Below are 12153 nucleotides of genomic sequence, written 5' to 3'. Positions count from 1 at the left end.
CTACTTTCTTTTTTCCAAAAAGGCTTGCTGAATGGGTGTTAATTTGCGATAAAACTCTTCTTCATAATCATATAAACCTGCACAGTAATCACCATTAAAACAATCCATACATAAGCCTCCGTATAAATCATCTACCTTTAATCCAATGGATTCAATCAATCCCTCTTCACTTAAAAAGCCTAATGAATCTGCACCAATAAACACACGCATTTCTTCAAGTGTTTGATTGGCAGCAATTAATTCACTTGATGTTGAAATATCAATACCGTAATAACTCGGGAAAAGTAATGGTGGTGCAGCAATACGTACATGCACTTCTTTAGCACCTGCTTCTTTTAATAATCGTACAATACGTTGGCTAGTTGTTCCTCTAACAATCGAATCATCAACCATGACCACCGATTTCCCCCCTACGATACTTTTTACAGCAGATAATTTTAATCGTACACCTTGTTCTCTTAGTTCTTGTGTTGGTTGAATAAATGTACGCGCTATGTATTGGCTTTTAACTAATCCCATTTCGTATGGCAAACCACTTTCTTCTGCATATCCACTTGCCGCAGATAAAGAAGAATTTGGTACTCCAATCACAATATCCGCTTGTGGTGTTGGCCACTCGTGCGCAAGACGTCTACCTGTTCTTTTTCTAGCTGCATGTACATTGATACCTGCTATATTAGAATCGGGTCTTGAAAAATAGACATATTCCATTGCCGCAATAGCATGACGATTTTTTTCAATATATGATTCGACACGTAATCCGTCCTTTGTAATAATCACTATTTCTCCCGCATAAATATCTCGGACAAATTCTCCTCCCAAAATATCAATAGCACATGTTTCGCTTGCCAGGACATATGCCCCATTCTTTAACTTACCAACAACTAAAGGACGTAAACCATTTTCATCAACAGCTCCATACAAAGCGTCTTTTGTCAAAAGTAAATACGTGAATCCACCTTTAATACGACATAAACTTTCTTTTAACTGTGCTTCGAATGTTGCTTGCTTGCTACGGCGAATTAAATGAATTAACACTTCTGTATCAGACGTTGAATAAAAAACAGCCCCCTCTTGTTCTAGTTCTTTTCGCAATGTTTTACTGTTGATAAGATTACCATTGTGACATACACCAACTTCCATATCATAAAAGCGATGTAAAAACGGTTGAATATTACGTAAACTACTTCCTCCTGATGTAGCATAGCGTACATGCCCGATTGCTTTATCTCCATACATATCTAAATTTTGCTTATCTTTAAATACTTCAGCTAGTAGGCCTAATCCTCTATACCCAACCATTTTGTCATCATTCGATACAACAATACCTGCTCCTTCTTGCCCGCGATGCTGTAAACTGTGCAATCCAAAATAGGTCACTTCACTCGCTCGTGAATGTCCAAACACACCAAAAACACCACATTCTTCATTTAGATGACTACTCATGAGTTAATCTCCTTAACACTTCTTCGTACGCTTCCATAACACCACCTAAATCTCGGCGAAATCTGTCCTTATCAAACTTTTCTTGTGTTCCAACTTCCCATAATCGACATGTATCTGGAGAAATTTCATCTGCCAAAATAATTTGATTATTTTTTGTCTTTCCAAACTCAATTTTAAAATCAACCAATGTTAAATTAGCTTTTAAGAAAAATTCTTGCAAAAGCATATTGATACGTAAAGCTTGGAATTTGATAAAAGCTAATTCATCTTCTGTCACAATATGCAACGCCACGGCATGATCATCGTTTATAAGTGGATCTCCTAACGCATCATTTTTATAACTTAACTCAAATACGGGTTTTGCCAGTACTTGACCTTCAGGTAGACCGTATTTTTTCGCCATAGATCCTGCAACAATATTCCGAATAATGACTTCTAGAGGAATAATCGTCACATGTTGACAAATCTGATCCGTATCATTCACTTTTTCAATGAAATGTGTACGTACACCTGCATTCTCTAAATAATTAAAAATCAACGATGTAATCGTATTGTTTAAAACGCCTTTTTTCTCAAATTCTTCTTTTTTTATACCATTAAAAGCTGTTGCACTATTTTTATAATGAACATAAACTTTATCTGGTTCTTCACAAGAATACAGTTGTTTTGCTTTGCCCTCATACAATAAATTCATCATTTTTTCTCCTTTTTATATTTGAAGTATTGAACACCGTTTGTAAAAATATCTTGTCTACCTTTCAGTGTGTTTGTTTTATACAGTCCTTCACCATAACGTTCACTATGTCCCATTTTTCCTAAAACAAGGCCATTTTCACTCATCATTCCCTCTATCGCCAGTACTGAGCCATTTGGATTAAATTGTCCATGTTCACTTGCCAAACCATTAAAATCACAATATTGAAAAGCTACCAAATGTTTATACGCAGGAAGCATTGTACCAACTAATTTACCCTCTCCATGACTAAACATCACTTCGTGCATTTCATCTAATGTAAATCCTTGTGTCCATGGAGAATTCAGATTTGCAACACGCGTCCATGCAGATGTTGAAATATGATGATAACTATCATTACGATATAAGGTTAAATCGTCTTGAGTCACATCTCGAATTTCTCCATAAGGTATTAGCCCCGATTTAATTAAGGCTTGAAATCCATTACAAATACCTAAAATCAATCGTTTTTTTGCTAAATGTTGATGAATGGCTTCTTTTACTTTGGCATTTTTCAATACATTAACAATAAATTTTGCACTGCCGTCAGGTTCATCACCACTTGAAAATCCACCTGGAAACATAATAATATGCGATTCTTGAATGGCTTTAACAAAGGCATCAATAGATTGTTCAATATCATGCTCTTTCTTATTTCGTATCACAACTGTTTGTGTCATTGCACCCGCATCTTTGAATGCTTTTTCTGTGTCATACTCACAATTTGTCCCAGGAAAAACAGGAATCACCACTTTAACATCATCGACATACTCATCATAATAAATAGGCTCTTTTGGCAAAACAGAGATTTGTTCACAATGCCCTTTATCTTCATTTTGATAAAGTGGATAAATCGGATTTAATGTCTGTGTATAGGCTTTATATACTTCTTCAAACGAGAATGTTTCTCCATTGATAGAAATATCTTCACTAACATAGCCAAGTAAAGTAAATGGTAAATCTACGGTTGATTCCACCACCAATGACGCAGGCGTAAAATCTAAAATAGTATCGTGATTTACGGTAAATCCAACTCTATTGCCTAATGCCATTTTGATTAAAGAAGCTGCAACGCTGCCTTCTTCTTGTACGTACACAGATACGATGTGTTTATTTCGTATCGCTGTTTTGACATATTCATAATGCTCTATTGCTTTTTCTATATTTGGATAACCCCGTTCATCTTTTTCTACTGGTACATAATATAATTTATTTCCAATATTTTTTAACTCAGGTGTTATGATATGCTCTGTTTTGACTGGAGCACAAGCAAATGAAATTAGCGTTTCAACAACATTTAAATCATTAAACGTACCAGACATACTATCTTTCCCGCCAATACTTGCTCGTCCAATTTTATGTTGTGCTACAATACTACCTAATAAACTTTGTGTCACTTTGCCCCATTTTTCTGGAGAAGTTCCTAATTTTTCAAAATACTCTTGGAAAGAAAAATACAAACTTTCTTTATCTCCACCAACAGCATATATTTTTGCCACACTTTCTAAAACAGCATACATAGACGATAAAAACGGTGAATAGTGAGAAATTTTTGGAATAAGCCCATAGGTCAAAATTGTTCCTGTATCCCCAGTTGCATGTAGCACTGGTAAAGCTTGAACACTCGCTTGAACAGGAGTTAGTTGATGTTTCCCCGCAAAAGGCATCAAAACGGTTGTTGCTCCAATAGAAGCATCAAATCGTTGGGCTATCCCTTTTTGACAGGTCACATTTAAGTCACTTAATTCTTCTAAAACAGCTTCTTTAGAAAATGACTTATGGTTGAAAGGATTGTTCCCTTTATTATCAATCAACAGTGCATTTGCATGCTGTCTTACACCACTTGTTGCTAAAAAATCAGCACTCATATCCACGACTTTTTCAGCCCCATAATACATTTCCAAACGACGTTTATCAGTAATGGTTGCCACATGTGCATATTCAATATTCTCTTCTTCACATGCTTTCGTAAATACTTCATAATCACTTGGAGAGATAACGACCGCCATCCGCTCTTGAGATTCACTCGTTGCCAATTCTGTTGCATTTAATCCTTGATATTTAACAAGTACTTTATCTAATTGTATATGTATGCCCTCCGACAATTCTCCAATAGCAACACATACACCACCTGCACCAAAGTCATTGCATTTTTTAATCAATTTTGTCACATGAGGTTGTCTAAACAAACGCTGTAATTTACGTTCTTCAATAGCATTTCCTTTTTGCACTTGACTAGACGCTGTTTCTAAAGACTGGTTGGTATGCACCACACTTGATCCACTCGCACCTTGAATACCGTCACGTCCCGTTCTTCCCCCAATCAATAAAACCAAATCATCTTTCTTAGGTGTTTCTCGCTTAAAATCACCAACTTTAACAGCACCAACAACAGCACCAACTTCCATGTGTTTGGCAATATAAGAATCATCATACAACTCTCTTACAAATGTCGTTGCCAATCCAATTTGATTACCATAAGAAGAATTACCATGCGCTGTCCCTTTTGAAATATCAATTTGAGGTAATTTATGTGGTAAAGTTTCTTCTCGTTTTTGTAGAATATTGCCACTACCCGACACACGCATTGCTTGATACACATAACTTCTACCAGAAAGCGGATCACGAATAGCACCGCCAATACATGTACTAGCACCCCCAAAAGGTTCAATCTCACTCGGATGATTATGCGTTTCATTTTTAAACTGCACTAACCACTGCTCTGTGCGTCCATTGACTATATTCTCTGTGAAAAAAGAGCATGCATTGATTTCTTCACTTACTTCGATTTTTTTATCTTTTAACACCCGTACATGATACTTTCCGATAATGCTTGCCATATCCATTAGCGTTACTGGTTTACTGACCTGTAATGACTTTCTCATAGCCAAATAAGTATCGTACGCTTCTTGCATTTCTTTTTTAAACAGTGCCGATTGAATAGACACATCATCTAACACTGTTTCAAAGGTTGTGTGACGGCAATGGTCACTCCAATAGCAATCCAACACATAAATTTCTGTTTCTGTTGGATCTCTATGCTCCGTTCTAAAATAGGATTGGATAAACACTAAATCCTCAATCGACATCGCCAAAGACATCTCTCGTTTTATCTCTTCTAATTGTGCGGTATCAAATACATTAAATCCTGTCATATCCCTTAATGGTTTTGGCGTTGCATCAATCGAAAAAGACAGACAAGACATATCTTTGACACGGGCTTCAATCGGATTGACTAAAAATTGTTCAACTTTTAACAAATCATTCTCAGATAAACACTTATCAAACACAATAACCCTACCACTTCTAACAACAGCCTGTGATTGATTATCCAATAATGCAATACACTGCATCGCACTATCTGCTCTTTGATCGTATTGAGCAGGCAATGTTTCGTAAGCAAAATAATATCCCTCTTTTAATGTAAGTGTTTCGTACACATCATCAATCATCACTTCTGAAAAAACAGATTTCTTTGCCAATGAATATGTTGTTTCCTCAATATTGTATATATCATATACATGATATATTGTCGCTTGTGCCAATTCAAAACCATACATGTTATTCAGTTGTTGACATAACATAAATGATTCTTGATTATAACTTTCTTTTTTCTTTACAAAAATCCGTCTATCCATATACCCTCCCTAAAATACGAACTATTTATAAAACAACTTCTAATTATGTTCGTTTTTATCGTAACACATTATCGTTTTTTGTCAACTTTTCTAACAAAAACATTGATATAACAATAAAAACAGCGCATACTACTATTTTAGCTTTTAAACAAGGATATTTTATTTTTTTAACGAACATAAACTTTATAAAAAAAGACAATAAAAGAAAAATGAAGACTTTTTCCCTTAAAAAAAGATTGACTTTCGTTTTTATGACACACAAAAAAGCTAAAAGTATCCATACGAATACTTTTAGCTTTTTTCTTATTCCCGTATATAATCAACTATATAATACATACTACGATGTCTACCACCCGTATATATTTTTTTATTTACTTCTAAAATAACGGTTGCTACTTTCTTAGTTTTATCAAAACTACTCATCATTGGTATTGTTATTCTATCCCCTTCTGTGATCCACTTACTTAGGTCCGCTGGTACTGGGAATCCTGCGCCACCAACACCTCCGAGTTGAGTGTAGACAAATTTTTTATCTTGTTTTAAATACACCGCACCTTTAGATTCTCCTAACAGTGCAACTAACTCATCTTCAGTCTTTCCAATAGCAGAATCATCAATTTCACGAAAATCTTGTTTATCTCTGCTATAAATATCGCGAATATTTGCTAAAACATCTTCTTCTTGGAAAACAGCTACATTATATTCATTATAAATATCTACGATATTGGCTAAATCAGCCATATAATACGCATTTCCCTCTACATTTTTTATCAATTTCCCTCCAATAAAACCTGGCGGTATCGTATTTTGCTTTCCATTATTAAAACGATTTATCTGAATAGAAATCATATCACTGGCTAACCGTATCGCTTCTTCAACGGCGTCAGGACTCGTGTCATATTTTCTTCCACTTGAAACAGAAGTCCATTCTAAATTATCTAAAAAGATTTCTTTTTTTGCATTATACTTGTCAAAAAACTCTTTCTTAGAGATAACTTTTCCCTCTGTATCTTCTTTCTTCTCTGAAAAGAACACAGCAAAACGCTCTTCCATTAAAGAAGTCAAATCATTTGCTATTTTTATATCTGTCATACTCGACACATTTACCTGTTGATTATCTAAGAAATAATACTGATTATGCTTACTCAAAATCGTTCCATCATCATACAGTGAATAAGCCATTCTCTCAGGTCTACCCGCTTTAAATGCCTCACTGAATAAACGCACAACACTATTGTCTTTTATCGTGTATAAATCAGCCAACTCTCTAATTTGTCCTTTTATTAATAACTCTTTCACATTATCATGATTGATATCATAAAAAGCATAGTACATATCTTTCTTACCCGCTTCAACAGACAAATTGACATCCTCTGGAATATCCGTATTTTTTGCGTCTAGAGCTTCTTTATACTTTTCAATTATCGGACGATACAAACTTTCATAGTCCACCACAACTTTTTCCGTTACACTTACTTCGGCTTGCTTACTATTACTACTACAACCTACCAAACACCCCAAAACGATAGTTATCATCCATTTTTTTATTCCCATATTTCTAACTCCTTAATCTCTCTCAATGTTTCCTCAACATCCTCACTCAGCACCGTCACATGCCCCATTTTTCGATTGACTTTACTCTCCAACTTTCCATAATCATGGAAATGCCAATTCGGTTTTTCTTTTTTTAGTGCAAAAACAGCATCAACATGCTGACCTAACACATTGATCATGACAACTGAAGAGTACAATTTGATTACTGGCATAGGTAATTGTAAAACCGCTTGAATAGATACATCAAATTGGGACATATTGCACGCCTCAATCGAATAATGTCCCGAATTATGTGGACGTGGTGCCAATTCATTCACATAACATTGATTATCTGCTGTTACAAAAAACTCGATGCCTAGCGTTCCAACTAATTGCAAAGCATCTGCTATTCTCTCTGCAATTTCTTGTACACGCTCCAAGACATCATCGGGTAATCTTGCCGGAACAATTGTTGTATGTAAAATATTATGAATATGATGATTTTCACTGACTGGAAAAACAGACGTTTGACCTTTTAGATTCCGACTAATCATAATAGATACTTCTTTCTCAAAAGGCACAAATGCCTCTAATACACAAATCGTTTGACTTACTAGCGTTTCTGCTTTTTGTATATCTTCATCCGAGATGAGTACAACTTGTCCTTTTCCATCATATCCAAATCGTGTGGTCTTTAAAACACACGGATACCCTATGTTTGCTATCGCTTGTTGTAAATCTTCTTTAGACAAAACTGCTTCATACTGCCCAACCGGAAACCCATGTGTCTTTAAAAACTCTTTCTCTAATAATCTATCTTGTGAAATACGTAGCGTTTTAATCCCTTGAGGAAATTTATCCGCAGGAATAGTATCTATAATCGCTTGACAATCGACGTTCTCAAATTCATACGTAATGACATCACAACAATTTGATAACTCGCACAAAGCCTTTGTATCATTATAATGAGATACGATATGCCAATCACTCACTTGAGAAGCAGGACAATCTTCTTGAGGATCTAAAATAGCCACCCTATATCCTTGCCTTTTAGCAGACTGTGCCATCATTTTCCCTAACTGACCCCCGCCAATAATACCAATCGTTACATTTATGTTCGGATTACCTTTTATCATCGTCTACCCTCTCTTATTGATACAAGATATAATCACTTTCTAGTACTTGTTGTCGCATATTTTCTCTATACACTGCCATTTTTTCCGCCAATACGTCATCAAATGCACTTAATATTTGCACTGTATATAAGCCGGCATTGATAGCCCCCGCTTTCCCAATAGACATTGTACCGACAGGAACACCTCCTGGCATTTGTACAATAGATAATAATGAATCAATACCATTTAATGTACTTGACTTGATAGGAACGGCAACAACAGGTAATGTTGTTTTTGAGGCAATCATTCCCGGTAAATGTGCAGCGCCTCCAGCCCCTGCAACAATGACTTTAATACCTGTTTTTCGTGCATCCTGTGCAAATTGAAACATTAAATCTGGGGTGCGGTGTGCAGAAATGACTTGTTTATGATAGGATACTCCAAATTTATCTAATATCTCACAAACATGTTTCATCGTTTCCCAATCCGATTGACTTCCCATAACAACAGCGACTTGTACCATATTGATTTATCTCCTTTCATACTTTATTACACTATATCATATAAAATTTATTTTTACGAACAATTTTACAAAAAAACCATGTCCCATTCAGAAAACAATACATCGTGTTGATAGTTTCACCTACCCACACGATGTATTCATTCTTTTAAAATAACCTCATAAGTGTCATAATCAAACCTACAAGAACAGAAACAGCCAATACAGCAGCGGTTATGACAGATAGTTTTTCAAACGATGACTTCTTTTCTTCTTTTTTCTTTGGTACATAACGTGCCTTAGAAATTTTTTCATCAATACTATCTTTTAATATATCTTTCTCTTCTCTCATCATACTCACCTCTTAACGCAATAACTGATGATACGATTGCACCCCAACTTGATGTGCTGCATATTTTTGCTTTTCTAGTAATGTATCAAATAATTGTCGATTAGAAAAAACATCCGATAATTTTTGACTCATATTTTTCCATTGCTCACTTGGATAATTATTGTCCGGTGAAACAAAATGACTATGTTTTGTATTCGTAAAACTAAACAATAGTAACTGATAATCAAACGCTCTTCTTGTCGCATATAAAATTTCATTGGCATGATTTATATCTAAATAAACATCACAGTTTTGGAATAATTTATCTACTATACGCATTGTTACATTTTGATATAGGCGTACATTCGTATATTTTGATAAATTTGTTAGACGATTTGACATTTCTGTAAGAGCAGCAACATGAAATGTGATATGCGGTAGCTCTTGAATAAAATCTTCCAGATGCTCCACTTGATCAGAATTCGTTAAAACAAGAGCATTTGGTTGATAATGATTATCACGTTTATATGTATAAATATATCCACTTAAAGACACTTTTGTTTTTTGCGCATCTGTTAATAATGGTTGCATTTTTTCATAAACAGAACGATCTGGAACAGCAACTTTAAATTCTCGATTATCATTAAACATCGTTTGCATATTCCCCGGAATGCTATCGTGTATAGGCTCTTGCCAAAAAAGAACACCTTTTTTTAATGTTTGTAGCCCATAAAGCACAAGGAATGATAGTGCCAGTGTATTGTAAATCACACATTCACAATCAAAGCCTGCTTCGTTTAAATAAAATCGAATAAATTCAATTTTGGATTTAAACGTATAAATTTTTTCACGATAAGAAAGCAATATATTTCCTGTTTTATGATTTTCTACAATCACTTCTGTACCATTAACATGATAGTAAGTCGTCACAATAGGTTCTTGCTTTGTATTATAAGTTGTTCGAGCATACTGTCTACCGTATTGATTATAATAGTCTACACAACGTACGATATTAGCTTTATCTAACCATTCAACCGTTCTAACAAGACGTTTATGTGTTGGTTCTGCATAAAAAATATTCGCCCTTTTTTCATCATAACAATAAATTTCCCCCGATGTATTCGTTCCTTTTATTTCCCAAAATTTAGGCGTTTTTACTTGATTAAAATAAAGAGCTTTTGCTTGTTTATTTTCTTGACCTAAAAAATACATATATGGTGAATGTATCCCTTCAGGTAAGAAACCATTATCATCTATAACAACTGTCGGATGCGTATATCCGGCCAACGTCAAAGACTGATGTAAATCTTTGGTTAACTGATTATAATGATCAAACAGATTTATCATGTAGCACCTCCTCTAAGACACATTGCCATTTATACTCGATTTCTTTATCTAAAAACTGACTCGCTTTACGATAAGAAGCCTCTTGAAATGCTGTCAACTGACCTGTTGTGAATAACTCAATTATTTTTTTAGAAAATTGCTCAATAATATAGTCTTCATTATCTTCCTCGTGTCGTTTAATCAAATACCCATTCACACCATTGTCAACAAATGTTGGGTTGCCGTACGGTACATCAAATCCAATAATTGGTAATCCCGATCCGACCGCTTCCATAAGCGTTAACCCAAATCCCTCACTTGTTGAACCTGCGATATACGCTTGGTAATCTGCATAAACATCCGTTAAATGATGATGCCCCATTAACCGAATATACGCTTGTGCTCCACGCTCTTCGATCATTGATTTTAATTTTGATTCTTCTCCACCTTTACCATAAATATCAAAGGATAAATCGGGCAAATATTTTTTCGCATGGATAACTGCTTTAATTAACCAATCAATATGCTTTTCTCCCGCCAATCGAGAAGCTGTCATCAATGCATAGGGACGTCGTTCTCCCTTAGGATACATGAGTTGTTTTAAACTTCCCACTGGGATAGTCACCACTTTTGGAGAAAATGATGTGTATTTTTCAAATTGCTCTGTTAATGTTTTTGTTTGTGTATCCGTAGAAGTAATAAACAAATCAATACTACCCGCATTTGAAAATTGATATTCATAATAATTATTCCATAAAATATAAGACTCATCAATCATTGTGGGACTATAATGCTCTGCATGTACGACCGTTGCTACTTTTGCTTGCCCTTTATGTCGTAAGACACTTTGTGCAATTCCTGTTGCTCTATCAATAATCACTAAATCATCACTTGTTAAGTGCAATGACTGTATAAAATACGAAATCAATTCTTCTTTTGAAAAACAAATATAATCTGGAAATTTAAAAATACTCTTATGATTTTCTTCAATGATTTCATCAAAAGCAGTTGTACCGTCCTCGTTGAAAAATCGTCTTTGGTATAAATACGCTCTATTATCTTTAGGTGCATAATACTCTGAAAATACTCTTGTATAAGAATAATAATCTTTACGAATGAGATTCCCTTTTGATACAAATTCAGCACGATTAACCAGTTGTTTGTTGTGCTGTGTCACATACACCGTCACAAAAAAATCAAGTGCATCAAAAAAATACCGAACCGACAGCCCGTCTTCTTCGACACGAGATGGCTTTATCTCAAATTGTGCTAAAAAATCTTGAATGGTGTACGTTGTTGGTGCTATTTTTATATTTGTAAAATATTGATATAACCAAATCACTTCTGAATCTTCTATACCAATATTTTTTGTCAAATGTTCAATATTTTCAGACTGAATCATATCCGTAAATACGAATTTTGCAGGCTGTTTTATTTTTCTTAAAACAGTTGCACGATATGCCTGAGCGTATTCAACACCACTACTCGCCCAACCAATCCCTAAATTTATATTATATATCATAGTAACACTC

The 12153-nt window shown here is 34.8% G+C and carries 9 protein-coding genes; all 9 read right to left on the bottom strand.

From position 1 onward, the window contains the following. Window positions 1-1446 (bottom strand): amidophosphoribosyltransferase, encoded by a 1446-nt coding sequence (locus tag H1220_00240; GenBank protein ID QMI85854.1) that lies wholly within the window; start codon window positions 1444-1446, stop codon window positions 1-3. Continuing rightward, complete coding sequence (locus tag H1220_00235) at window positions 1439-2140, bottom strand: phosphoribosylaminoimidazolesuccinocarboxamide synthase (protein QMI85853.1); 702 nt, start codon at window positions 2138-2140, stop codon at window positions 1439-1441. Before H1220_00235 ends, H1220_00240 begins: the two co-directional genes overlap by 8 nt. Continuing rightward, the gene (locus H1220_00230; protein QMI85852.1) at window positions 2140-5817 is read right to left on the bottom strand and encodes a phosphoribosylformylglycinamidine synthase; all 3678 of its coding nucleotides are present in this window, start codon (window positions 5815-5817) and stop codon (window positions 2140-2142) included. The genes H1220_00235 and H1220_00230 overlap by 1 nt, the downstream gene beginning before the upstream one ends. 303 nt (window positions 5818-6120) lie before the next feature. After that, entirely contained in the window at window positions 6121-7371 is a 1251-nt protein-coding gene (locus H1220_00225) for a hypothetical protein (protein ID QMI85851.1), read from the bottom strand. Further along, the gene (purK, locus tag H1220_00220; GenBank protein QMI85850.1) at window positions 7362-8486 is read right to left on the bottom strand and encodes a 5-(carboxyamino)imidazole ribonucleotide synthase; all 1125 of its coding nucleotides are present in this window, start codon (window positions 8484-8486) and stop codon (window positions 7362-7364) included. Before purK ends, H1220_00225 begins: the two co-directional genes overlap by 10 nt. 13 nt (window positions 8487-8499) lie before the next feature. Beyond that, the gene (gene purE / locus H1220_00215) at window positions 8500-8988 is read right to left on the bottom strand and encodes a 5-(carboxyamino)imidazole ribonucleotide mutase (protein ID QMI85849.1); all 489 of its coding nucleotides are present in this window, start codon (window positions 8986-8988) and stop codon (window positions 8500-8502) included. Window positions 8989-9133: 145 nt separating this feature from the next. Next, a complete protein-coding gene (locus H1220_00210; protein QMI85848.1) occupies window positions 9134-9319 on the bottom strand; it encodes a hypothetical protein in 186 nt (61 codons plus the stop codon). Window positions 9320-9328: 9 nt separating this feature from the next. Beyond that, window positions 9329-10642, bottom strand: a complete 1314-nt coding sequence (gene gtfB, locus H1220_00205; protein QMI85847.1) for an accessory Sec system glycosylation chaperone GtfB — start codon at window positions 10640-10642, stop codon at window positions 9329-9331. After that, window positions 10626-12143, bottom strand: a complete 1518-nt coding sequence (gene gtfA / locus H1220_00200) for an accessory Sec system glycosyltransferase GtfA (GenBank protein ID QMI85846.1) — start codon at window positions 12141-12143, stop codon at window positions 10626-10628. The genes gtfB and gtfA overlap by 17 nt, the downstream gene beginning before the upstream one ends. Between the last annotated feature and the right edge of the window lie 10 nt (window positions 12144-12153).

The organism is Carnobacteriaceae bacterium zg-84 (assembly GCA_013874835.1).
Classification (GTDB): Bacteria; Bacillota; Bacilli; order Lactobacillales; family Aerococcaceae; genus WM01.
The sequence above is the reverse complement of the archived record's forward strand: the minus strand, read 5'-3'. Positions and strand labels throughout refer to the sequence as shown.